The 21,313-nt window shown below is 59.9% G+C and carries 25 protein-coding genes and 1 other annotated feature (1 of these 26 only partly in view); of the genes, 6 read left to right on the top strand and 19 right to left on the bottom strand.

The window, feature by feature from the left end:
• Position 1: 1 nt before the first annotated feature.
• The 17 genes from hisIE to GXM22_RS02125 form a co-directional block, all read right to left on the bottom strand.
• Positions 2–637 carry a bifunctional phosphoribosyl-AMP cyclohydrolase/phosphoribosyl-ATP diphosphatase HisIE gene (hisIE, locus tag GXM22_RS02205; RefSeq protein WP_005929638.1) on the bottom strand — a complete coding sequence of 212 codons (636 nt, stop codon included), beginning with the start codon at positions 635–637 and terminating at the stop codon, positions 2–4.
• Between the two features lie 66 nt (positions 638–703).
• Positions 704–1,459 (bottom strand): imidazole glycerol phosphate synthase subunit HisF, encoded by a 756-nt coding sequence (hisF, locus tag GXM22_RS02200; RefSeq protein WP_005929641.1) that lies wholly within the window; start codon positions 1,457–1,459, stop codon positions 704–706.
• A 16-nt stretch (positions 1,460–1,475) separates the two neighbouring features.
• Positions 1,476–2,195: a 1-(5-phosphoribosyl)-5-[(5-phosphoribosylamino)methylideneamino]imidazole-4-carboxamide isomerase gene (gene hisA / locus GXM22_RS02195; protein WP_005929644.1), complete on the bottom strand. Its 720-nt coding sequence runs from the start codon at positions 2,193–2,195 to the stop codon at positions 1,476–1,478.
• Positions 2,196–2,385: 190 nt separating this feature from the next.
• Entirely contained in the window at positions 2,386–2,994 is a 609-nt protein-coding gene (gene hisH / locus GXM22_RS02190; protein WP_005929647.1) for an imidazole glycerol phosphate synthase subunit HisH, read from the bottom strand.
• On the bottom strand, positions 2,991–3,581 hold the full coding sequence (hisB, locus tag GXM22_RS02185; RefSeq protein WP_005929650.1) for an imidazoleglycerol-phosphate dehydratase HisB: 591 nt from the start codon (positions 3,579–3,581) through the stop codon (positions 2,991–2,993). The genes hisH and hisB overlap by 4 nt, the downstream gene beginning before the upstream one ends.
• A gap of 3 nt (positions 3,582–3,584) precedes the next feature.
• Entirely contained in the window at positions 3,585–4,646 is a 1,062-nt protein-coding gene (gene hisC, locus GXM22_RS02180) for a histidinol-phosphate transaminase (protein ID WP_005929653.1), read from the bottom strand.
• On the bottom strand, positions 4,639–5,928 hold the full coding sequence (hisD, locus tag GXM22_RS02175; RefSeq protein WP_099357247.1) for a histidinol dehydrogenase: 1,290 nt from the start codon (positions 5,926–5,928) through the stop codon (positions 4,639–4,641). The genes hisC and hisD overlap by 8 nt, the downstream gene beginning before the upstream one ends.
• A complete protein-coding gene (hisG, locus tag GXM22_RS02170; protein WP_035393346.1) occupies positions 5,925–7,517 on the bottom strand; it encodes an ATP phosphoribosyltransferase in 1,593 nt (530 codons plus the stop codon). Before hisG ends, hisD begins: the two co-directional genes overlap by 4 nt.
• Positions 7,518–7,761: 244 nt before the next feature.
• On the bottom strand, positions 7,762–8,067 hold the full coding sequence (locus tag GXM22_RS02165) for a helix-turn-helix domain-containing protein (protein WP_035393348.1): 306 nt from the start codon (positions 8,065–8,067) through the stop codon (positions 7,762–7,764).
• The gene (locus GXM22_RS02160; RefSeq protein ID WP_005929667.1) at positions 8,039–8,422 is read right to left on the bottom strand and encodes a type II toxin-antitoxin system RelE/ParE family toxin; all 384 of its coding nucleotides are present in this window, start codon (positions 8,420–8,422) and stop codon (positions 8,039–8,041) included. Before GXM22_RS02160 ends, GXM22_RS02165 begins: the two co-directional genes overlap by 29 nt.
• Before the next feature lie 123 nt (positions 8,423–8,545).
• Entirely contained in the window at positions 8,546–8,854 is a 309-nt protein-coding gene (gene trxA, locus GXM22_RS02155) for a thioredoxin (protein ID WP_035393488.1), read from the bottom strand.
• A gap of 215 nt (positions 8,855–9,069) precedes the next feature.
• Entirely contained in the window at positions 9,070–9,414 is a 345-nt protein-coding gene (locus GXM22_RS02150; protein WP_005929673.1) for a hypothetical protein, read from the bottom strand.
• Between the two features lie 89 nt (positions 9,415–9,503).
• On the bottom strand, positions 9,504–9,848 hold the full coding sequence (locus tag GXM22_RS02145) for a hypothetical protein (protein ID WP_005929676.1): 345 nt from the start codon (positions 9,846–9,848) through the stop codon (positions 9,504–9,506).
• Between the two features lie 192 nt (positions 9,849–10,040).
• A complete protein-coding gene (locus GXM22_RS02140) occupies positions 10,041–11,210 on the bottom strand; it encodes a DHHW family protein (RefSeq protein WP_005929682.1) in 1,170 nt (389 codons plus the stop codon).
• A gap of 13 nt (positions 11,211–11,223) precedes the next feature.
• The gene (locus tag GXM22_RS02135) at positions 11,224–12,642 is read right to left on the bottom strand and encodes an MBOAT family O-acyltransferase (RefSeq protein WP_005929685.1); all 1,419 of its coding nucleotides are present in this window, start codon (positions 12,640–12,642) and stop codon (positions 11,224–11,226) included.
• A 139-nt stretch (positions 12,643–12,781) separates the two neighbouring features.
• The gene (locus GXM22_RS02130; RefSeq protein WP_005929688.1) at positions 12,782–13,354 is read right to left on the bottom strand and encodes a DUF4358 domain-containing protein; all 573 of its coding nucleotides are present in this window, start codon (positions 13,352–13,354) and stop codon (positions 12,782–12,784) included.
• A 148-nt stretch (positions 13,355–13,502) separates the two neighbouring features.
• Positions 13,503–14,423: a M15 family metallopeptidase gene (locus GXM22_RS02125; protein ID WP_035393349.1), complete on the bottom strand. Its 921-nt coding sequence runs from the start codon at positions 14,421–14,423 to the stop codon at positions 13,503–13,505.
• 75 nt (positions 14,424–14,498) lie between these two features.
• Between GXM22_RS02125 and GXM22_RS02120 the strand changes: the two genes are divergently transcribed.
• The 4 genes from GXM22_RS02120 to GXM22_RS02105 all read left to right on the top strand — a co-directional run bounded on the left by GXM22_RS02120 (position 14,499) and on the right by GXM22_RS02105 (position 16,844).
• Positions 14,499–14,939 (top strand): SpoVA/SpoVAEb family sporulation membrane protein, encoded by a 441-nt coding sequence (locus GXM22_RS02120; RefSeq protein ID WP_050762766.1) that lies wholly within the window; start codon positions 14,499–14,501, stop codon positions 14,937–14,939.
• A gap of 135 nt (positions 14,940–15,074) precedes the next feature.
• Entirely contained in the window at positions 15,075–16,103 is a 1,029-nt protein-coding gene (locus GXM22_RS02115; protein WP_005929700.1) for a stage V sporulation protein AD, read from the top strand.
• Positions 16,100–16,456 carry a SpoVA/SpoVAEb family sporulation membrane protein gene (locus tag GXM22_RS02110; RefSeq protein ID WP_005929703.1) on the top strand — a complete coding sequence of 119 codons (357 nt, stop codon included), beginning with the start codon at positions 16,100–16,102 and terminating at the stop codon, positions 16,454–16,456. The genes GXM22_RS02115 and GXM22_RS02110 overlap by 4 nt, the downstream gene beginning before the upstream one ends.
• Positions 16,457–16,562: 106 nt before the next feature.
• Positions 16,563–16,844 carry a peptidoglycan synthetase gene (locus tag GXM22_RS02105; RefSeq protein ID WP_187115640.1) on the top strand — a complete coding sequence of 94 codons (282 nt, stop codon included), beginning with the start codon at positions 16,563–16,565 and terminating at the stop codon, positions 16,842–16,844.
• A 1-nt stretch (position 16,845) separates the two neighbouring features.
• Here the strand turns inward: GXM22_RS02105 and rpsT are convergent, their stop codons facing one another.
• Positions 16,846–17,106, bottom strand: a complete 261-nt coding sequence (rpsT, locus tag GXM22_RS02100) for a 30S ribosomal protein S20 (RefSeq protein WP_005929709.1) — start codon at positions 17,104–17,106, stop codon at positions 16,846–16,848.
• Positions 17,107–17,282: 176 nt separating this feature from the next.
• Here rpsT and gpr point away from each other — a divergent pair, with 176 nt between their 5' ends.
• Both gpr and spoIIP read left to right on the top strand, forming a co-directional pair.
• Positions 17,283–18,068, top strand: a complete 786-nt coding sequence (gene gpr / locus GXM22_RS02095) for a GPR endopeptidase (RefSeq protein ID WP_035393352.1) — start codon at positions 17,283–17,285, stop codon at positions 18,066–18,068.
• Between the two features lie 155 nt (positions 18,069–18,223).
• Entirely contained in the window at positions 18,224–19,333 is a 1,110-nt protein-coding gene (spoIIP, locus tag GXM22_RS02090) for a stage II sporulation protein P (protein WP_035393355.1), read from the top strand.
• Between the two features lie 118 nt (positions 19,334–19,451).
• Here the strand turns inward: spoIIP and GXM22_RS02085 are convergent, their stop codons facing one another.
• On the bottom strand, positions 19,452–20,936 hold the full coding sequence (locus GXM22_RS02085) for a YveK family protein (RefSeq protein WP_005929718.1): 1,485 nt from the start codon (positions 20,934–20,936) through the stop codon (positions 19,452–19,454).
• A gap of 163 nt (positions 20,937–21,099) precedes the next feature.
• Positions 21,100–21,313 (top strand) — a binding site (T-box leader); it runs 43 nt beyond the window's last position.

The raw sequence follows: 21,313 nt of genomic DNA, 5'->3' as shown, positions 1-21,313 counted from the left end.
ATCACTGCATCCTTTCCTGTTTGACCTTGTGGTCAATAACGTGTCGTTTTTCCAGCTCACGGGTGATCTCTTCCACCGTGATGCCCGCCTGCACCATCAGCACCAGCACATGGTAAGCCAAGTCGCTGATCTCATAGATGGTCTCGGCCTTGTCCTCTTTTTCTCCCGCAATGATGACCTCGGTGCACTCCTCGCCCACCTTTTTCAGGATCTTCTCCTTGCCCTTCTCGAACAGGTAGGTGGTGTAGCTGCCTTCCTGAGGATGATCCCTGCGTCCCTGGATGAGTTCGTAAAGCCCCTGCCAGCTGAACTGTTTAAGCTCCGGCGAGACATACACTTCGTTGAAGAAGCAGCTCTCGGCACCGGTATGGCAGGCAGGGCCATCCTTGACCACCTCCACCACCAGTGCGTCCTTGTCGCAGTCTGCGGTGATGGACACCACATGCTGGACATTGCCGCTGGTATCGCCCTTGCGCCAGATCTCCTGACGGCTCCGGCTCCAGAACACCGTACGCCCCTCGGCAATGGTCAGTGCCAGCGTCTCGGCGTTCATGTAGGCAAGGGTGAGCACCTCTTTGGTGTAGTGATCCTGCACGATGGCAGGAATGAGGCCCTTTTCATCAAATTTCAGTTCCATGGTCCATACTCCCTCCCCAAAGGGGATACTTACAGTTTATCCTAAAGTTGCCCGAAACGCAAGAGCTTACAGCCGCATTTCGACACCATTTTCATTCAGATAGGTTTTCAGATTGTGGATGGTCAGCAGTTTCTGGTGGAAAATGCCCGCCGCAAGGCCCGCGTCGATGCCCTTGTGGTGGAACAGCTCAAGGAAATCTTCCTTTTTGCCCGCGCCGCCGCTGGCGATGATGGGCACATTCACCCGGGCAGCGACCGCGTCCAGCATCTCGAGATCGAAGCCGGTGCGGACACCATCGGTGTCAATGCTGTTCAGGCAGATCTCCCCCGCGCCATGCGCCACGCACCAGCTGATCCAGTCCAGCGCGTCCCGACCGGTATCCTCGCGCCCACCCTTGGCGAACACCCGGAACTGGCCGTTCACCCGCTTCACGTCCGCCGAGAGCACCACGCACTGATCGCCGTATTTCTGGGCCGCCGCCGGGATGAGGCCGGGGTCCCGCAGAGCGCCCGAGTTGACGCTGACCTTATCGGCACCGCATTTCAGCACCCGGTCAAAATCCTCCAGCGTGTTGATGCCGCCGCCTACGGTCAGCGGGATGAAGATCTCGCTTGCCACCCGGGTCAGGATATCGGTGAACAGAGCACGGCCCTCAAAGCTGGCGGTGATATCGTAGAACACCAGCTCGTCGGCACCGGCGGCGTTGTACATCCGGGCCATCTCCACCGGGTCGGCCACATCCCGGATGCCCTCAAAATTCGTGCCCTTGACCACCCGGCCATTCCGGACATCCAGACAGGGAATGATGCGTTTTGTGATCATTTTCGTTCCCCTCCGTTTAATTCTGCACCAGTTCTACACAACGTTTCAGATCCAGCGCCCCGGTATACAGGCTCTTGCCCAGGATCGCGGCAGCGGTGCCCATCTTTTTCAGTTCCAGCAGCTCGGCTTCCGACGAGATGCCGCCGCTGGCCGTGAAGGCCACGCCCGGCACCTCTGCCGCCAGCTGGCGGTACAGCGCCAGATTCGTGCCCTGCATGGCACCATCATAGGCAATGTCGGTGTAGATGATGGCCGTGCATCCGGCATCTGCCAGCCGCCTGCAGAAGTCCACGCCTTTTTCGGCGCTGACCTCCTTCCACCCATGGATGGCAACAAATCCATCTTTGGCATCCACCCCCACGGCGATCCGTTCGCCGTAGCGCTTCAGCATCCGGGCCGTGAAATCAAAATCCGTCACGGCCACGCTGCCTAGGATGCAGCGATCCACGCCCAAAGAAAGGTATTTTTCAATGCGCTCCTCCGTGCGGATGCCGCCGCCCACCTCGATGTACAAGCCCCCCTGCTCTGCCAGCGCGGCAATGGATCCGTAGTTGGAAAGGGTGCCGTCCTTTGCGCCGTCCAGATCCACAACGTGGAGATACCTGGCCCCGGCCTCCACAAACTGCCAGGCCTGTGCACAGGGGTCCTCCCCGTAAACGGTCATACGGTCGTAATCTCCCTGCGTCAGGCGGACAACTTTGCCGTCCCTTAAATCAATTGCGGGAAACAATTGCATATTAGATTCCCTCCTAATTTTAGCTTTTCCTTCGTACAACCTCTCAGTCTCACTTCGTTCGACAGCTCCCCTAGTATGGGAGCCCTTGGCAAAACGGGAAACTTTCCCTGACTGCCAAGGCCTCTCCTACTAGGAGAGGTGGCAATGCGTTAGCATTGACGGAGAGGTTGTACGGAGCAGGGCCTTTCCACTACAGCTCACTGAACGCCTTCAAGATCCGCAGCCCCGTCTCCCCGCTCTTTTCGGGGTGGAACTGGGTGCCGTACACCCTGCCCGCCCTGACCACGCCGGTCACGGGGATGGAGTAATCGCTGACAGCAAGTGTACTCTCGGTACAATTTTTGCCGTAGTAGCTGTGGACGTAATAGACATACTCACCCTCACGGATGTATCGGAAAAGCGGGTCATCCCGTACGATGTGCAGGGCGTTCCAGCCGATCTGCGGCACCTTGAGGGTTTTGTCTTTCAGGTCAGGCTCCAGCGGGCAGACCTCGCCTTTGACAAAGCCCAGGCCCCCATGCTCACCGTACTCATAGCTTTTTTCAAAGAGCAGCTGCATTCCCAGGCAGATGCCCAGCAGGGGCTTTTGCGCCGCCTGCTCCCGGATGACCGGCACCAGACCGGTAGCCGAGAGCTTGTCCATGGCATCGCCAAAGGCCCCCACCCCCGGCAGGATGAGCCGGTCAGCCTTGCGGATGGTCTGTGCATCGGCGGTCACAACGGCCTCCAGCCCCAGATGCGTCAGGCTGGAGCGCAGGCTGAACAGGTTGCCCACGCCGTAATCGATGATCGCGATCATACCAGCAGTCCTTTCGTGGAGGGGATCTCGTCCCGGTGGGCGGCATCAATGGCGACTGCCGCAGCCAGCGCGTGGCCTGCCCCCTTGAAGCAGGCTTCGAGAATGTGGTGGGTATTTTCCCCTGCAAATTGTACAAAGTGGAGCGTAGCGGGCACATTGCGGGCAAAGCCCAGCCAGAACTCCGAGGCGCATTCCACATCGAAATCGCCCACCTTTTCGGTCTTGCAGTGGACATCCCAGTTCAGGGTGCACCGGCCCGAAAGGTCTACCGCGCAGAGCACCAGCGCCTCATCCATGGGCAGGTAGAAGCTGCCATACCGCTGGATGCCCCGCATCTCGCCCAGCGCCCGGGCAAAGGCCTGCCCCAGTGCAATGCCGATATCCTCAGCCGTGTGGTGGTAATCCACCTCCACATCCCCGTGGCAGGTGAGCACCAGGTCAAACCGGCCATGGCGGGCAAACAGTTCCAGCATGTGGTTCAGGAACCCACAGCCGGTGTCCACCTCATAGCGGCCTGCACCGTCCAGATTCAGGGTCAGCTCGATCTGGGTCTCGTTGGTGTTGCGTTCCAGTGTCACTTCCCGCATGGGTCATTCCTCCATTATTTTGTCAAGGGTGTTCAGGAAGATCTGCATCTGCTCCGGCGTGCCGATCGTGATGCGCAGCCAGTTTTCAATGCGTGGGGCATCAAAGTGGCGCACCAGAACGCCCTTTTCCTTCAACTTCCGGTACAATTCGCCGCCGTTTTTCTTTTGTGTAGAGGCAAACAGGAAGTTGGAGCGGCTGTCCAGCACCGCAAAGCCCCGGGCTTCCAGCTGCTGTTTTGTCCATGTGCGGGTGTCCACGATGGCGGCACGGGTCTTTTCAAAATAAACGGTATCTTCCAGCGCGGCCTGCCCTGCTTTCAAGGTCAGGCGGTTGATGTTATAGGGGTTCAGGCTGAACTTGACCCGGTTCAGGTCCGCGATGAGGCTGGCGCTGCCCATGGCAAGGCCCAGCCGCGCACCGGCCAGCTGGCGGGATTTCGAGAAGGTCTGCACCACCAGCAGGTTGTCGTACCGGTCAATGAGCGGCACGCAGCTCTCGCCGCCAAAGTCCACATAGGCCTCATCCACAATGACCACATTGTCAGGGTTCGCTTTCAGGATGCCCTCGATGGCACTGCGGGGCAGGGCCAAGCCGGTGGGGGCGTTGGGGTTTGCGATGACGATGGTCTCATTCAGGCCGTAGTAATCGGCAGGGTCAAGGGTGAAATCCTCCTTCAGCGGGATGATATGGCTGGGGATGTGCATCAGCCCGCACCAGACGCTGTAACAGCCATAGGTGATGTCGGCATAGGCCAGGGGGTGGTTCTCGTCGCAGAAGGCCCGCAGGGCGAAGAAAAGGTTCTCGTCACTGCCGTTGCCGGGCATGATCTGATCCGGCTGCAGGCCAAAGTGCGCCGCCGCCGTTTTCAGCAGGTCGGTGCAGGCGGGGTCGGAGTAGAGACGGAGCTTTTCCGCCTCGTGCTCGCTCACCGCCGCCACCACCGCCGGGCTGGGCAGATAGGGGCTTTCGTTGGTGTTCAGCTTGATGTATTGCTGGTCCTGCGGCTGCTCCCCCGGGGTGTAGGGGGTGAGAGCTGCCAAGCGCTCTGATAAATATTTACTCATTGCTGTTGTCCTCATACCGGATCGTCACACTCTTCGCATGGGCGTGCAGGCCCTCGCGCTCGGCAAAATCGGCAATGCGGGGTGCCACCTCGCCCAGCGCCTCGCGGGTGTAATAGAGGAAACTGGACTTCTTCACAAAGTCGTCCACACCCAGCGGGCTGGAGAAGCGGGCCGTGCCGCTGGTGGGCAGGGTGTGGTTGGGGCCTGCAAAGTAATCGCCCAGAGCCTCGGGCACATTGCGGCCCAGGAAGATGCTGCCCGCGTTTTTGATCTCGTTCAGCACCCCGAAGGGGTTCTCCACGCAGACCTCCAGATGCTCCGGCGCAATGATGTTGCAGGCCTCAATGGCCTTGTGCAGGTCGGTGCAGACGATGATCTTCCCGTTGTCGTCCACGCTGGCGCGGGCAATGGCGGCACGGGGCAGCTGGGGGATCTGCACCTCCAGCTCTGCCTGCACGGCCCTGGCCAGCGCCGGACTGTCGGTGACAAGAACAGGGCTGGCCAGTTTGTCGTGCTCGGCCTGGCTCAGCAGGTCTGCCGCCACCCAGGCGGGGTTGCAGCCGCCGTCGGCCAGCACCAGGATCTCGCTGGGGCCGGCGATCATATCAATGCCCACCTTGCCGAACACCTTCCGCTTGGCGGTGGCAACGTAGATGTTGCCGGGGCCGACGATCTTGTCCACCGCCGGGATGGTCTGGGTGCCGTAGGCCAGCGCGGCCACGGCCTGTGCCCCGCCGGTCTTGAAGATCTTGGTCACACCGGCGGTGGCGGCGGCGGCAAGGATGACCGGATTCACCCTGCCGTCCTTTCCGGCGGGGGTGGTCATCACGATCTCCGACACGCCCGCGACCTTGGCCGGGATGACATCCATCAGCACGGTGGAGGGATAGGCCGCCGTACCGCCGGGCACATACACGCCCGCCTTCTCAATGGGGGTATATTTCTGGCCCAGCACGATGCCGGGCTTCTCGTTGATCACGAAATTCTTGTGCACCTGCTGGCGGTGGAAGCTCTCAATGTTGGCGGCAGCCTCCCGCAGGGTCTCAAGGAAATAGGGGTCCATATTGGCAAAGGCCTCATCGATCTCCGCCTGCGTCACCTGCAGGTCGTCGATCTTTGCCCCGTCAAATTTCAGCGCGTACTCCTTCAGCGCCTCGTCGCCCCGGGCGCGGACCTCGGCAATGATGCCGTCCACCACATCCTCCACGTTTTTCTCCGCGCGGATGTCCCGGTTCAGGATCTCCTCGGGCCTGAGCTCATCAAAATTATACAGCTTGATCATTTTGTTTCCTCCTGCAAGGTCTTGCGCAGCGCTTCCAGCATGGCATCCATCTCGTTGTGCTTGAACTGGTAGCTGGCCTTATTGGCAATGAACCGGGCCGAGATGGGCATGAACTCGGTGACCACCCGCAGGCCGTTCTCCCGCAGGGTGGTACCGGTCTCCACGATATCCACAATGACATCGGAAAGGCCCAGAATGGGGGCCAGCTCAATGGAGCCGTTCAGCTTGATGATATCGATATCCCGCCCGATGGATGCATAGTAGCTCTTTGCAATGTTGACGAATTTGGTCGCCACCCGCACCGGGCGGCTGGGATCATCCTTGTAATCCGCCGGGGCAGCCACGCACATCCGGCACCTGCCAAGGCCGGTATCCAGCAGCTCGTAGACATCGGCAGAGGCTTCGGTGAGGATATCCTTGCCCACGATGCCCACATCTGCCGCGCCGTGCTCAACGTAGATGGCCACATCGCTGGGCTTGACAAGGAAATAGCGGATGCCCGCCGCAGAGTTCTCCACCACCAGCTTTCGGGTGGCGTTGTAGTCCTCGGTGCAGCCGTAGCCGATGCGGGCCAGCAGGTCATACATCCTGTCACCCAGACGGCCCTTGGGCAGGGCCACATTCAGCATGACCCGGCCCGTGCTGTTCCTCTGTACCGGCGGGGTGGGGGCGCTCAGGCGGTCCAGCTCGTCCAGATAGACCGCAAAGCCGATGGCCCCGGCCCCGGGGGTGAACTTCTGCATCAGCAGGTCGTAGCGGCCGCCCTTGAGCAGGGGCCGCGGCAGACCCTGCAGGTAGCCCTGAAAGACCAGCCCGTTGTAGTATTCCATCTCACCGGCAAGGCTCAGGTCAAGGCGGACCGCCCCGCCGGAGGCCTCCAGCGTTTTGGCCAGTGCCCGCAGCTCGGCGGCGGCGGCGCGCATCCGGTCGTTGCGGCAGGCGCTCTCTGCCTTTGCCAGCGTCTCCTCGCAGCTGCCGGAAAGCTCCAGCAGGCCGGTCAGGGCATCGGCCCCGGCGGCATCCAGCCCGGCGACCTGCGCGGCGCGGCGCAGCTCGTGCGCATTCTTTTCCCGCAGCTTTTCCAGCAGGCCGGGGCGGGCATTCTCCGGCACGCCCAGTGCGTCGAACAGGCCGAACAGATAGCCCATGTGGCTGACTTCCAGCACCCACGCGGCCCCCAGCTGGGCCAGGCTCTGCGCTGCCAGCCGGACCGCCTGCTGCACCTGTGCCTCCCCCACCGCGCCCAGCATCTCAAGGCCCATCTGGGAGATTTCCTGGAAGGTGTGGCTCTCTGCCGAGGGGCGGTAGACGTTCTCATGGTAGTAATACCGCAGGGTCTCGCCGGGGGCGGGCTGGGCCGTCTTGGCGATAGACAGGGTCACATCAGGCTTGAGCGCCAGTAGACGGCCATCCAGGTCGGTGAAGGTGATGACCTGCTCCGAAGACAAAAAGCTCCGGTTCTCCTGATAAAGCCCGTACTCCTCAAAACGGCCCATGTGATATTTGCGGCAGCCCGCCGCCTCATACAGCGCCCGCAGCGCAAAGGAGGCCCGCTCCTTGGGCTGCAAACTGTCCAGACTGAATTCCATCTCGATCTCCTCGTTCCCTCTCTGCGTATTTCCCACTTCTTTTGTTTATTTTACTTTATCAAGATAAAGTTGTAAAGTATGAAAGTGACAGCTTTTCAGCCCTATCTTACCGTTTTTCTGTGCGTTTGTACAGAAAGGCGAAATCATTTCACCCCAGCGCCAAAACAGATGATGGAGAGCGAAAACCGGGGATGCAAAAAGGCCGGGCCAGTCTCCTGCATTGGAAACCGACCCGGCATCTTTCTTATTTTGCAAGCTTCAGATTCTGCGGCTCTTTGGGTGTGAACACAAGCTTCAGGTCCATTCCCATTCCGTCTGCCAGACGCTTCAGCAGCTTCAAAGATGGGTTGCGTGTTCCATTTTCCAGCTTGCTGATATCCGCCTGATTGATGCCGGTGCGTTCGGCCAGCTCCTTCTGGGTCAGGTTCTGAGAAATGCGTGCATCTGCCATCGCCCGGATGATATCCATTTCCGGCTGGTTCTCTTCCCACTCCTTGCGGAACTCCTCATTTTTCAGCTGTTCATTCAAATACAGATCCAGTGTTTTCATCTGTTTCTCCCTCTCTTTCCAAAAAATCTTTCCGATACTGTTTTGCCCGTTCAATTTCACTCTTGGGTGTTTTCTGGGTCTTTTTGATAAAGCCGTTCGTCAGAATGATCCTTCCTCCATAATAGAAGAAATACATGACCCGCGAAATATCCGTTCCAACTTTTCCGCGGATCTCAAAAATCCCATCATCCAGATGCTTGCTGTATGGCTCCCTCAGACGGTTTCCCTGTTCCTGTAAAACCTTTAGGGTCATTACCAGCTTGCTCCGCATTTTGATATCCAGTTCATCCAAAAAATCTTCCGCAGGGCGCTGGCCATCTCTTGTTTCATAAAATTCCACCACGAACGGTCCCATTTCAAAATCCTCCCTACACTTTTCCCCTTTTAGTATATGGCAGATATGCCATATTGTCAAGTGCAAAAAGGCCGCCGCCCATTCGAAAACAGGCAGCGGCCATGCAGCTCGATTCTTTTTCTTTTAGCCCAGCAGCGCCAGCACACCGGCCTTGGGGCGGGCACCCACAGCCTGATTCACAAGCTTACCGTCGCGGAACACCAGCAGGGTGGGGATGCTCATCACGCCGAACTGGGAGGCCAGCTCGGGCTGTTCATCCACATTGACCTTGCCCACCTTGACATCGGTGCGCTCCTCGGCCACCTCGTCCACGATGGGGCTCAGCATCCGGCAGGGGCCGCACCAGGTGGCCCAAAAGTCCAGCAAAACAGGCTTTGTGCTGTGCAGCACCTCGGCTTCAAAATTTTCTTTGGTAATGGTAACAACAGCCATATCGGTTCCCTCCATTTTTTATCCGCACCCTCTGCGGGGGCGGTCAGTTCCCTCAAAAGAAGGAGTGATTCTTACTTATGGCTCTAGTATACCCCAAACGACAGGATTTTTCCAGAAACAATCTGTGAACAAAAAAGGCGGCGGCCCGCCCGCTTGGGGAGAGCCGCCGCCCTGTGTTGTTCTTTGGAGTTCTCCGGGCTGTCTGGTCAGAGCGATCAGGCCGTGACCCAGGCGATCGCGGTAACGGGCCACCAGCCGGTCAGGTTCAGAGCGGTGTAAACGCCAACGATTGCGTTGCCGATGGACTTGCCCATGTAATCGGCAGCGGCATTGATGCCCTTTGCTGCCAGATCGGTGATATTCTCGCCGTTCTTCTTGTTGTTCTTGATCCAGGTACGGGTCTGATCCAGACCCCAGATCAGGTTTGCAACAGAAATGACTGCGCCAATCGTCCAACCCACAGCAAACGGAGCGGTAAAACCGTCGCCGCCGCTGGTATAGGTCATTTCTTCTTCGTTCATCACGTTGTAGTTCGCGGGCAGCATGAGCTTCTTTTCCATAATAATACTCCTTTACAAAAGCATTTATTGCACGGTGCATCGTACACCGCAAGTTACAGAAAACAGACCCGGTATCCCACTTTCCCGGCTTACAGGATCAGCAGAACAGCGCTCAGGGGAGCCAGCGCCACCACCATGGTGCTGGAAACGGCATCCCGGACAAAGTTGGCTGCGGACTTGGACATATCCTCGCCGACAGCATCTGCGGCACGGCCCAGAACGGTGAAGAGGTTGCCCTCACGGTTGCTCTTCTTGTTCAGCCAGTCCTTGGAAGCGGAAATGCCCCAGATATAGCTGGCACCCAGCACCACAGCACCCACGACCGTAGCGGCAGTGGTTGCAAAGCCGCCAATATCGGAACCGCCCTGGGTATAGGTCATCTCTTCTTCGGAAAGCACTGCGTATTCAGCAGGCAGATTCATGTTCTTGTTCATAGGTCTCATACTCCTTTTTTGAGCAGCTTGAACCGATGGTGTTCTTTCCCAATTTACCATCCGGTTTCCAGCCTTATATTACTACATCACACAGTTTCATGCAATGGATTTTGTGAAAAACCATCAAAAATCGGAAAGTCGCATGAAAAAACAAACGAAAGTTTGGTGAAAAGCACTGCAATAATTTCCCACTCAGCCTGCCACGCCCGCACGGTAGAGATACGGGTCGGTGGTAAAGCTGGCATAGCTGTACAGCACAAGGATCTGGTCGTAGTCGTTGGCCGCAATGAGCTGGTCCAGCCCATAGTTATAGTTGCGGAAATCCACCACGTCGATGGCCGCATAGTTGGCTGTCAGGTAGGGTACAAAGCTGTTGGCATAGCTGTCCTTAATGACCAGGATCTTTCCCTCGCCATCACCCTCCACCCGGCTCAGGCCGTTGTTGCCGTGCAGGAACATGGCGTACTTATCATACACCTTCAGCTTGTCCAGATCATACAGGCCGGTGGTGGTACCCTCGGTGGGCTGGCCCGGGCCGGTGACGTTCCAGATCGTCAGGCTGTTCTGCAGGTCGTACCAGGTAATGGTGTCGGGTTCGGCATTCCAGGTGCGGGTCTTGGAGTAGTGGGTGCCGTAGAAATCCTCACAGGTCTCGGCCGTGTGGACATCCCGGTCAAAGGGGGTCAGGCCCAGCGTCTCACAGAACTGCTGGTAGGCGTAGTAGGCCCCCAGCGTCGTCCAGTGGTGGTCGGTACGGTAGTAGAGGTATTCCTCTTTGTGCTCCGTCAGGGCGGGCAGAACATCAATGAACCGCCCGTAGGCCTCCCCCTGTGCGGCAACGCCTTCCAGAATGCCCTTCTCATCGATCTGGGGTGCCCCCGCCGGGACATTCTCAGGGTAGACCACCGAGGCCGACGGCACCAGCATGAGGTTCACCCTGCCCGGGTAGCGCTGGGCAAGGCTCTGGACGGCGGCAAGGTTCTTGGCCATCCCCTTTTCCTCATTTTTCAGGATGCTGTAATGCCGGGCGAACATCATGTGCTCCCGGCCCAGCAGGATGCCGCCGCTCTGGGTCTTTTGGAAGAGGGTGGTCTCCGCCGCGCTCTGCAGGCTGATCCACTGGTCGCGGCCAAACACCTGATCCTTGACGTATCGGGTGTAGCTGGTGAAGTAGTTGTTCAGCCCGTCGGCGGAAACGGCGGTCAGCCTGGGCCGCTGGGTCAGGGTGGTGTTTTCCAGTTCACTGTACGCGCGGTCGGGCGTGGCCATATCCAGCACGAACAGCCCGATAAAGAACAGCCCGAAGGCCACCAGCACCGGATACCGGAACAGAGAGGGAGTTTTCTTTGTATGCTTGTCCATTCAGTTCCCCTCCTCAGAAGTTGAAATACAGGAACGGGCTGTTGGTGCTGCCCACCACATACGCCGTGGAGAGCACCAGCAGCACCAGCACCGCAGCCACACGGGTCACGGTGTGTTTGCGCAGGGCGTTCCAGATCTTCTCAATGAACGGGGTGCAGCACAGGATGCTGACCGCCAGCAGCACGCCGTAGTTGCGCAGGAAGTAGACCGGAGACGCACCGCCCGAGGGGAGGAAGAGCTTGCGGAACAGCAGCCCGAAGCCCACCCCGGCCTCATTGCCCACAAACATGGCCCAGCCCACCACCACAAGGAACATGGTGTAGATGTGGGGCCAGATCCTGCCTTTTTCCAGATACTTGAGCAAAAACAGCTTTTCGATAGCCAGCAAAACAAAGTAGTACAGGCCCCAGCAGATAAAGTTCCAGTCTGCACCGTGCCAGATGCCGGTGAGCAGCTCCACCACGAACAAGTTGAAGATCTGCCGCTTCAGGCCCTTGCGGTTGCCGCCCAGCGGGATATAGACATACTCGCGGAACCAGCCGGAAAGGGTCATGTGCCAGCGCCGCCAGAACTCGGTGATGGAGCGGGAGATATAGGGGAAGTTGAAGTTCTGGGGGAAATCAAAGCCCAGCATCTTGCCCATACCGATGGCCATCATGGAGTAACCGGAAAAATCAAAGTAGAGCTGGAGCGAGTAGGCGATGACACCCAGCCAGACCAGCGGCGTGGACGCATTGGCAAGGCCCACAAAGGTGGCGGAAGGGCTGTCGGCAATGCCGATGATATCCGTCCAGAGCGCGCCGACGGCATCCGCCAGCAAGACCTTTTTTGCCAGACCGAAGGTGAACAGGGTCATGCCTTCCTCGATCTGCTGCAAGCTGTAACGATGCTTGTAAACGTGCAGCTGGGCCGAGACATCCCGATACTTGACGATGGGGCCCGCGATGAGCTGGGGGAACATGACAACATAAGCGCCGAAGTCGATGATGTTGTGCTCAGTCTTTACCTCCCGGCGGTAGACATCAATGGTGTAGGAAAGAGTCTGGAAGGTATAAAAGCTGATGCCCAGCGGCAGGACGCTGATGCCCTGAATGGCCGCAAATCCGGTGCCCAGCAGGCTGTTGATGCTGCGCAGGACAAAGTTTGCGTACTTGAAGTAGAACAGCATCCCCAGGCTGGCTGCAAGGGCGACCAGCAGCAGCACCTTGCGCACGCCGGGCTTTGCGTCAAACGCTTCCAACCCCAGGCCGCAGAGATAGTTGATGAGGATCAGGGCCAGCATGACCGGGAAGAACCGGACCTCACCCCAGCAGTAGAACACCAGGCTGCACACAAAGAGCACCGTATTCTTGAGCTTTGCGGGCGCAAGGTAATACAGCGCCAGCGTGATGGGAAGAAACCGGAACAGAAAGATGATGGTGCTGAAAACCAAGGCTTCGACCTCCTTTTAAAAAAAGAGCTGCTGCAAATGCCCTCTCACACTCGCTGCGCTCGTCAGCTCTCCCTTTGGGAGAGGCGGCAGTGCGGAGCATTGACGGAGAGGGCCTGCAGCAGCCCCATTCAGTTTTATTTTACTCTCCCAGTGCGCTGTCCACCGCGCTGTCCAGATCGGCAGTGCACTCGTTGGAAGCGATGACCATGACCACGGTGTTGTCCTTGAAGGCGATCACGGCGTTCTCCACATTTTCCTGGGCCTGTGCGAACTCAGCGTAGTTGCCGTAGAACGCCACCTGATCCTGCTGGTAAGCAGTCAGCTGGTTTGCAACCTCCTCAGCCTTGCCGTCAGCAGCTTCCACGACCAGCACCATGCCGGCATCGCCGTTGTCGTTGCTCTTCACGCCCTTGTAGCTCACCACATCCTCAGCAGGCAGGTTGAAATCGTACTCAATGTTCATGGCAGCGATTTCAAACTGGTTGGAGATGGGGTTGGCATCCAGCAGGGTCTCGAACGGTGCGTTCAGGGCATCGGTGCTGTTGTCCTCGCCCAGCGGGATGCTGGAGGCCTGGCTCAGCACAGTGGAGGCAGGCTCAGAGGATGCGGCAGAAGAAGCGGTAGAACCGGAAGAAGAACCGCAGCCGGCCAGCAGAGCACAGCTCAGGGCCAGAGAAGCAGCGGTCAGAATGATTTTAGCACGAAGTTTCATGGATTATTCCCTCTTTTATCTATTTTACACCGGTTCGCCCACGCGGAAGAGTTTCCGACAACGAACCATTGTTATCTTACCATATCAAAGCCCGAATTGCAAACGGCAGGCAGAAGATTTTACGGTTTCTTCACCAGCGCTTTGCCGCTCAGCCCGCGATCTGCTGCAGGGCGGCGATATAGTCCTCAAAGCACAGGCCGCTGGCGTTGATCTTTGCGGCATTTTCCACGCCCACATAGCGCCAGTGCCAGGGCTCGTAGGTGATCTCGGTCTTCTCCTCGGCCCCCTTGGGGTAGCGCAGGATGAACCCGTACTCCCCGGCGTGCTGGCAGAGCCAGCGGAAGGCAGCCGTGTTCTCAAAGCCCTCGTCCAGGCCGGTGTGCTCGGGACTGTTCAGGTCTGCAGCCAGGCCGCAGTTGTGCTCAGAATAGCCCGGCGGATTGACGATGGCAGCAGCCATTTCCTTCGCCTTTGCATCGTCATAGCCCTGCTGCTTATAATAGTTGGTCTTTTTCTCGTAGAGATTGGTCTGGTAGGACACGCTGCGGTAGCCGCTCTGCATCCAGACGGTCACGTTCTCCGCGGCAGCAGCCTTCTGCAGCTCCAGAAAGGCATTGCAGGCCACGGTCTGCAGGGTCCTGTTCACTGCGGTCTTGGAGCCGCACTCGGCGGTCTCAAAGGTGTAGTTTTCCGGCATCTTATTGGTGTGGTTCACAAGGATCATCAGCGGGTCGGCCAGCATGGCCTTCGCCTCGGCGGCAGTCAGGCCCAGCAGGTTGTCCCGGCTCTCCACGCTCTCGGCGGCGGCTCCGCTCACGGCACTGCTCTCCGCCTTGCTGCTCGGTGCAGCCAACGGCAGGCTGCTGGCCGCACTACTGGCGGCGCTCCCGGCGGCATCTGCCGTGGGCACCGGGGCCTTGCGGTGGGAAAGCAGGAAGGACACACCGCCCACGGCCACGCAGACCACAAGGGTCAGCCCGGCGATGCGGCGGATGGTGCGGTTGCGTCGCCGCCTCCGGATCTCTGCCCGGGTCAGGCGGCGGCGGTGGATGGGTTGCTGCTGATTCATAAGAGACCTTCTTTCTCGGTTCGTTTTCTGTATATTATGTTTCTCCGGGGGCATCCTAAACCCGAGGTGACAGCGATGAAGATGACAGCGGAAGAATACGCGCGGCGGGTGAAACAGGTCGGCCCCCGCTCCCCTCTGGGCTCCGACTGCCTGTGGGCCTTCTGCGTGGGCGGCGGCATCTGCCTGCTGGGCGAGGTGCTGCGCGGGTGGTATCTTGGCATGGGGCTGGAAGCCCAGCTTGCCGGTACCCTGACCAGCTGCACCCTCATCGTGCTGTCGGCCCTGCTGACCACGCTGGGGCTCTACCAGAAGCTTGCCGCCAAAGCCGGGGCAGGCTCGCTGGTGCCCATCACGGGCTTTGCCAACGCCGTGGTCAGCGCCGCCATCGAGTTCAAGCCCGAGGGCAGGGTCTGTGGCACCGGAGCCAAGATGTTCACCATTGCAGGGCCAGTCATCGTGTACGGCACGCTGGCCGCTGTGGTCTACGGTGGGGTGCTCTGGCTGCTGGGCGGCTGACCGCTCTGTCTACAATACGCCTGCCGGGATGCAAAAATTGCAGTTTTCCGGCAGAGCGGATGGAGCAGAATATCGCACGAGCGCTATTATAGCACAAATCCCAAAGAAAAACAGCCCTGAAAGGGGGATTTTTTCATGGCGACCCGCCGGGGTGATACCCTGATCTTCCCAAAACCGCCTGTCATCGCTGCACACGCCTGCATCGGCGGCAAAAAGGAGGGCGAAAGCCCGCTGGCGGCAGAATTCGATGAGCTGCACAGTGACAACCGCCTCGGGCAGGCCAGCTGGGAGGCCGCTGAAACGCAGCTGCAATTGCAGGTGGCGCGGCTCTGCCTGAAAAAAGCCCACGCCACCGAAAAGGATGTGAGCCTCCTGCTGGCCGGAGATCTGCAGGCCCAGTGCACGGCTTCGGGCTATGCGGCCCGGGCGCTGGGCCTGCCCTTTGCGGGGCTGTTCGGGGCCTGCAGCACCATGGCCGAGGCGCTGGGTGTTGGGGCCTGCCTGTGCAGCGCCGGAATGGCAGACGGCCTGCTGGCCATGACCTCCAGCCACTTCTGCACCGCCGAGCGGCAGTTCCGCACCCCGCTTTCCTACGGAGCCGTGCGCACCCCCACCGCCCAATGGACTGCCACGGCAGCAGGAGCCTGCCTGCTCCGCCCCGCCGGGCAGGGGGTTGGCATCCGGGCCGTGACCTTTGGCCGGGTGCAGGATCTGGGCATCCGGGACATCAACAACATGGGGGCCGCCATGGCTCCTGCTGCGGCGGCAACGCTCCTGCGCTACCTCACTGATACCAACACCCAGCCGCAGAAGTTCGATGCCATCTGCACCGGCGACCTGGGCCATGTGGGCAGTCAGCTGTTCCGGGAGCTGCTGGCCGCCGAGGGCCTGCTTCTCAAGAACCATGTGGACTGCGGTTCCCTCCTCTATGATGCCGAGGGCCAGTCGGTGCACAGCGGCGCTTCTGGGCCGGGGTGCTGCGCAGCGGTGCTCTGCGGGCATCTCCTGCCCCGGCTGGAGCGGCGGGGGCAGCGCCGGGTGCTCTTTCTGGCCACAGGCGCGCTGATGAGCCAGACCACCTTTTTGCAGAAGGAGAGCATCCCCGCCATCTCGCACCTAGTGGAGCTTGCTGCCCCGGAGGAACAGAACGGAGGGAACACATGAACTATTTCTGGGCATTCGTTACAGGCGGGGCCATCTGCGTGGTGGGCCAGCTCTTTCTCGACCTGACCGCCCTGACCCCCGCCCGCATCCTGACAGGCTATGTGGTGGCGGGTGTGGTGCTTTCGGCCCTTGGGTGGTACGCGCCGCTGGCTGAGTTTGCAGGCTGCGGTGCCACCGTTCCCCTGCTGGGCTTCGGGCATCTGCTTGCCAAAGGCGTGCGCACTGCCCTTGCCGAAGAGGGAGCCATCGGCATCCTGACCGGCGGGCTGACCGCCGCGGCTGCAGGCATCACCACCAGCCTTGTCTGCGGCGTGGTCTGTTCGCTGGTGGGCCGCAGCCACGACCAGAACTGAAGCAGAACTCTTCCTGGGACGATACACTTTTTTCGTGTATCGTCCTTTTCTGCGCCGATTCGCGCCCTCTGCATGGTATACTTTTCCAGAAAAGGAGATGATAGTCATGCGCGAGACTCTTGCAACGATCTTATGGGAGGGCTGGACAGCCCTTGTGCTCTGCGCGGCGGCGGTGTTCCTGCCCGGCAGCGAGGCCCTTACATATCCCGCCGTGCTCTGGCCCGGGCTGGTACTGGCGGCTGCTGTGCCTACAGGCTGGGCGTTCTGGGCGCTGGCAGAGCAGCCCGCGCCCCTGCCCCCGGAACAGCTGCTGGAAAAACAAAAACCCCCGTATCGGGTTCCCGATACAGAGGTTTTGTTCGTCAGTCGATCACTTGATCTGTCGTAAATCAGGCGTTCTTGTTTGCACGCTTGGCCATACGGCTGATCTTGCGAGAAGCGGTGTTCTTCTTGATGACACCCTTAGCGCGAGCCTTGTCGATCGCGGAAACAGCAGCCAGGACAGTTGCGTCCTTGTCAGCGGCTTTAGCATCGATGGCAGCGTCTGCCTTCTTGACGACTGTTTTCAGGTTGGTCTTAATGGCCTTGTTGTGAGCCTGCTCTGCAGCAGCCTGCACGACGCGGTCCTTCTGAGATTTGATGTTAGGCATTCGTTCCACCTCCTTGGCTACCTATAACAGCGCACCTTATGATACCATATTTGCCGTACCAGCGCAAGCCTTTTTTGAATTTTTGTTTAGAATTTTTTCATTTTCCCATACTTCTGGTACCGTTTGGGCAGGAAAAGCGCCCAAATACGGAAATTCAGCCGGATGGGGGATGCAAAATGCGGGAAACTGACCTTGCCGATGAACTGTTCGGCCAGCCGGGCAAAACCGCCCTGCCCGCCGGGGTGCGCGTGGCAACGGCCCGTCAGGGCGGCGTGACGATCACCCGGGTAGAGATCGCGCGGGAGGGGCTGGCGCGGCCGCGGGGCCGGTATGTGACGCTGGAGGTCCCCAGCGTGAGCCTGCTGGACGAGCGGGACAGCGCCGTGATCGAAGCCGCCGCCGCAGAGCTGCGGCCCCTGCTGCCGCCCGAAGGCCCGGTGCTGGTGCTGGGGGTGGGCAACCGCCGGGTCACGGCGGATGCTCTGGGCCCCCGCACGGTGCAGAAGGTGTTCGTGACCATGGGGCCGCGCACCGTACCGGTGCAGGGCATCCGGCCGGTGGCGGCTGTGGCTCCGGGGGTATCAGCGGCAACGGGCCTGAGCTTACAGCAGCTGGCCGGGGCACTGGTACGGGAGCTGCGCCCCGCCGCCCTGCTTTGTGTGGACAGCCTTTGCTCTGCTGAGCCGGAGCGGCTGGGCCGAACGCTCCAGTTTTCAGACACCGGGCTCCACCCGGCTCAGCCCGACCACTCCCGGCATCTGGATGCCGCCCGGCTGGGTGTGCCTGTCCTTGCGGCGGGCATCCCCACCCTGATGCAGGCCGAGGAGGGCCGGGATCTGGTCGTCACGCCCCGGGATCTGGACGGAGTCATCGCCCACGGTGCGGCCCTGCTGGGGGCTGCCATCAACCGGGCCCTGCAGCCAAAGCTGAGTGTGGCGCAGTTGTGCTGGCTGGTGGGGTAACCCTCTCGGTCCCGCCTTCGCTCGCCTGCTCCCCTGATAAGGGGGCCAGTTTTATGCTGCTGCCGGCCTGCTGCTCCTACTGGGAGAGGCAGCAATCCGTTCGCATTGATGGAGCGGTTCTCTCATATCTATTTTGCAGAAGGGGGTGAGGTTCCATGCGCAGGCGGGAAATGGCGGGGTGCGGGCATCCCCTGCCTTTTGCAGCGGCGGCAGGCCTTGCGCTGGGGCTGGCACTGTTTGCGCACCAGCTGCTCCTCACGCTGGCAGCAGTGGTCATCGGGCCGCTGCCCGCCGTGCAGACCGCCCTTTACCTGAGCCGGAAAGACCTCTCCGAGGCTGCCGCACAGGCCGTGAGCGAACCCGCGCAGGAAACACAGGCAGAGCCTGCACAGGAGGCTCCCGCCCTGCCTGCCGGTGACATTGAAGCCTACCTTGTTCCACTGGAAGGCGATGAGGCCCGCCCGGAGGGAGCCGGTGCCATCCTGGAAAAGAACTATCCGCAGGGCAGCGGGGAGAAATACATTCCCTGCGGCAGCGGCAGCATCAAGAACAACACCAACGTCTCCAGCGCCGACATTGCCGCCGAGATCACCAACCCGCTCCCCTTTGCGGTGGAGTGGAACAGCCCCGACCCGCAGATCCTCATCATGCACACCCATGCCACCGAGGATTACCGGCTCTCGGCAGGGCTGTGGTACCGCCCGGGGGACGGTTCCCGCACCACCGACCGGGACCTCAACATGTGCGCTGTGGGCCGGGTGATGGCGGACACCCTCAACGCCGCCGGGCTCAATACCCTGCACGACGAGACCCTGAACGACTACCCCAGCTACACCGGCAGCTACGCCAACAGCCGCGCGGTGGTGCAGCAATACTTATCACAGTATCCCAGCATCAAGATCGTGCTGGATGTCCACCGGGATGCCATCGAGACTGAGAACGGCTCCCGCATGGCCCCGGTGTGCACCGTCAACGGGCGGCAGGCGGCGCAGGTGATGATCATCTGCGGGTGCGACAACGGCACCACGGTCAGCCTGCCCAACTACCGGCTCAACCTCCGTTTTGCCGCTGCTTGGGAAACCGCCATGGAGGGCCTGTACCCCGGCTTCACCCGCCCGGTTCTGTTCAGCTATCGGTTCTACAATCAGGATCTGACCCCCGGCAGCCTGCTCATAGAGATCGGCGGGCACGGCAACAACCTGAACGAGGCCCTCTATGCCGGGCAGCTGGCGGCCCAAGGGTTGATTTCTGCATTAAAACAGTAAAACCTCCCAGTCCGCATCTGCTTCTTTGGCAAGTAGGACCTGCCCTCTTTGCCAAGGGCTCCCCTATCAGGGGAGCTGGCGAGCGAATGCGAGACTGAGAGGTTTATTTTATTTCTGCTTATTCGTATACGATGCAGCCCAGGATCTGCTTGCCCAGCCGAACGATCTTCTCGTTCTGCTCCCGCACGGCATCGGTGCGGGTGACCGTGCAGTCGGCAGCCAGCACAATGGCATCGGCAGCCACCACATGGGGCACGGTGGCAGCGACCTTGAGGATGCTCTCGGCGGCGGTCACGCTTTGGCCGCGCAGGGGCTCCGTGGCCTGCAGGGCAGCGGCCAGTGCTTCCAGCTGGTCCGCAGGCAGATCGCCGGTGACCAGAATATTCTTCGCCTCCGGGGCGCGGCTGCGGATGGTCTGAGCCATCAGGCAGAGCATCTCAGCGTCCGCGCTGCCATCGGGGCGGCCCTCCATCTGATAGAGCTTTGCATCCAGCTTTCCGGCTTTCTTGGTGCGGTCGCTGGCCAGCGCGCCCAGCACGGGCAGGCCGGTGGAGCGGTTCAGCTCGCTGGCCGAGTAGACCATGCCGTCCAGCAGGAACTTGACCACGACCACGCCGCAGGCAAGCACACCGCCCAGCAGGAAGCCAATGAGCAGGTACTTTGCCACCGAGGAGGCAGCGCCGCCGCCCAGTGCGGGCTCCTCCGCACTCTCCCAAGTACTCTTAGCAGAAGCCAGATTGTCATCCAGCGCCTGACGGGCACTCTGCAGTTCCACCAGCTGGCTCTGCAGATTCTGAACATCTTCATCGCTCGTCTGCTGCAACGCACGCAGTTCCGTGGAGACCCCCTGTGTCACGCTCTGATCAATCACGCGTACACTGTGGCTGCACACAGCAGCTGCCGCTTTATCATGGATCAGATCCAGACGACCCAGCAGCACGTTCAGAATTTTCTCTGCGGTCTGCTGATCTGCAGCATACGCCTGCAAGGTCATCACGCCGTTATACTCGCCACTGTCGTTCTGGGAAAGTTCTACCGTGACCACGCCCTTCAGGTAGCGCACATCTACCCCTACGGCATCAGCGGCAGCATTCATGGAGTCACCGCTGACCAGCTGTTTCTGATATGCAGCCAGCAACGCACCGGTCGGGTCAACATTCTGATACGCAGAACCCGGCTGGATTTTGTAGCCGCTGTCAATATAAAGGTCAGCCTGCGCCGTCCAGACATTATAAACGTCCAGATTTTTTAGCAGCGACTTTTCTGCATAGTCCTGTGCCTGTTTCAGTGCTTCCTGCACACTAGACTGCGCATCCTCGTTGCTCTTCGCCGTCAGCTCGTACTGCTGCACAGCAAACTCATAATCCTTCTTTTTCTGCTGATACTCAGCCAGAGCCTCTTCATAAGCAACCTGATCTTCTGCCGAAACAGCGCCGCCGCGCAGGATCTTTACCCCGGCAAGGCCGCCAGCGATCACAGCACAGACAACCGCGGTCAGCAGGATGGGCTTGAGCTTGTGCAGAAGGGTCACCATGAGCGCGACGAGGTCGATCTCTTCCTCATCCTGTGCGCCGGTGGGGTAAGTGGTTTGATTTTCGTTCATGCTCTACTCCTCAGGACAAAGCCAATCTTCATGTTTGTTCCGTTTTGTGCAATGCACATACTATAGCAGAATAAATAATATCATTCTTTCCGGCAGAATTCAACCGTTTTTCCACAAAAAGCCGATTGACAAACCGGTGCTGCTGTGCTATTTTTAGAATTACTGAAAAGCAAGGATCGGGAAAAGTAACGCATTCCGGACGCTCCAGAGAGCGCGGCAGCAGCTGAGAGCCGCGTGCGGGCCAGTGCGCGAATGAACACCCGGGAGCTGCAAACTGAACACGGCATTCCGCCGCCAGTAGGTGCGCCGCAAAGCCCAGCGTTACCAGGGCAGCGCTTATTGGAGCGCGCGAGCGACCGGACACTTCCGGTAATTCA

This window comes from Faecalibacterium duncaniae, from assembly GCF_010509575.1.
Lineage (GTDB): Bacteria > Bacillota > Clostridia > Oscillospirales > Ruminococcaceae > Faecalibacterium > Faecalibacterium duncaniae.
This window is presented reverse-complemented; position numbering and strand designations above follow the sequence as displayed.

Excerpts from the sequence above, each read along its gene's own strand:
- GXM22_RS02115 (WP_005929700.1), top strand. The coding sequence starts at position 15,075 with ATGGCGACCCGCCGGGGTGATACCCTGATCTTCCCAAAACCGCCTGTC.
- hisA (WP_005929644.1), bottom strand. The coding sequence starts at position 2,195 with ATGCAATTGTTTCCCGCAATTGATTTAAGGGACGGCAAAGTTGTCCGC.
- gpr (WP_035393352.1), top strand. The coding sequence starts at position 17,283 with ATGCGGGAAACTGACCTTGCCGATGAACTGTTCGGCCAGCCGGGCAAA.
- trxA (WP_035393488.1), bottom strand. The coding sequence starts at position 8,854 with ATGGCTGTTGTTACCATTACCAAAGAAAATTTTGAAGCCGAGGTGCTG.
- hisF (WP_005929641.1), bottom strand. The coding sequence starts at position 1,459 with ATGATCACAAAACGCATCATTCCCTGTCTGGATGTCCGGAATGGCCGG.
- hisC (WP_005929653.1), bottom strand. The coding sequence starts at position 4,646 with ATGAGTAAATATTTATCAGAGCGCTTGGCAGCTCTCACCCCCTACACC.
- GXM22_RS02130 (WP_005929688.1), bottom strand. The coding sequence starts at position 13,354 with ATGAAACTTCGTGCTAAAATCATTCTGACCGCTGCTTCTCTGGCCCTG.
- hisD (WP_099357247.1), bottom strand. The coding sequence starts at position 5,928 with ATGATCAAGCTGTATAATTTTGATGAGCTCAGGCCCGAGGAGATCCTG.
- GXM22_RS02110 (WP_005929703.1), top strand. The coding sequence starts at position 16,100 with ATGAACTATTTCTGGGCATTCGTTACAGGCGGGGCCATCTGCGTGGTG.
- spoIIP (WP_035393355.1), top strand. The coding sequence starts at position 18,224 with ATGCGCAGGCGGGAAATGGCGGGGTGCGGGCATCCCCTGCCTTTTGCA.
- GXM22_RS02140 (WP_005929682.1), bottom strand. The coding sequence starts at position 11,210 with ATGGACAAGCATACAAAGAAAACTCCCTCTCTGTTCCGGTATCCGGTG.
- GXM22_RS02085 (WP_005929718.1), bottom strand. The coding sequence starts at position 20,936 with ATGAACGAAAATCAAACCACTTACCCCACCGGCGCACAGGATGAGGAA.
- GXM22_RS02165 (WP_035393348.1), bottom strand. The coding sequence starts at position 8,067 with ATGAAAACACTGGATCTGTATTTGAATGAACAGCTGAAAAATGAGGAG.
- GXM22_RS02145 (WP_005929676.1), bottom strand. The coding sequence starts at position 9,848 with ATGAACAAGAACATGAATCTGCCTGCTGAATACGCAGTGCTTTCCGAA.
- hisB (WP_005929650.1), bottom strand. The coding sequence starts at position 3,581 with ATGCGGGAAGTGACACTGGAACGCAACACCAACGAGACCCAGATCGAG.
- GXM22_RS02160 (WP_005929667.1), bottom strand. The coding sequence starts at position 8,422 with ATGGGACCGTTCGTGGTGGAATTTTATGAAACAAGAGATGGCCAGCGC.
- GXM22_RS02120 (WP_050762766.1), top strand. The coding sequence starts at position 14,499 with ATGAAGATGACAGCGGAAGAATACGCGCGGCGGGTGAAACAGGTCGGC.
- GXM22_RS02105 (WP_187115640.1), top strand. The coding sequence starts at position 16,563 with ATGCGCGAGACTCTTGCAACGATCTTATGGGAGGGCTGGACAGCCCTT.
- GXM22_RS02150 (WP_005929673.1), bottom strand. The coding sequence starts at position 9,414 with ATGGAAAAGAAGCTCATGCTGCCCGCGAACTACAACGTGATGAACGAA.
- rpsT (WP_005929709.1), bottom strand. The coding sequence starts at position 17,106 with ATGCCTAACATCAAATCTCAGAAGGACCGCGTCGTGCAGGCTGCTGCA.
- GXM22_RS02125 (WP_035393349.1), bottom strand. The coding sequence starts at position 14,423 with ATGAATCAGCAGCAACCCATCCACCGCCGCCGCCTGACCCGGGCAGAG.
- hisG (WP_035393346.1), bottom strand. The coding sequence starts at position 7,517 with ATGGAATTCAGTCTGGACAGTTTGCAGCCCAAGGAGCGGGCCTCCTTT.
- hisH (WP_005929647.1), bottom strand. The coding sequence starts at position 2,994 with ATGATCGCGATCATCGATTACGGCGTGGGCAACCTGTTCAGCCTGCGC.
- hisIE (WP_005929638.1), bottom strand. The coding sequence starts at position 637 with ATGGAACTGAAATTTGATGAAAAGGGCCTCATTCCTGCCATCGTGCAG.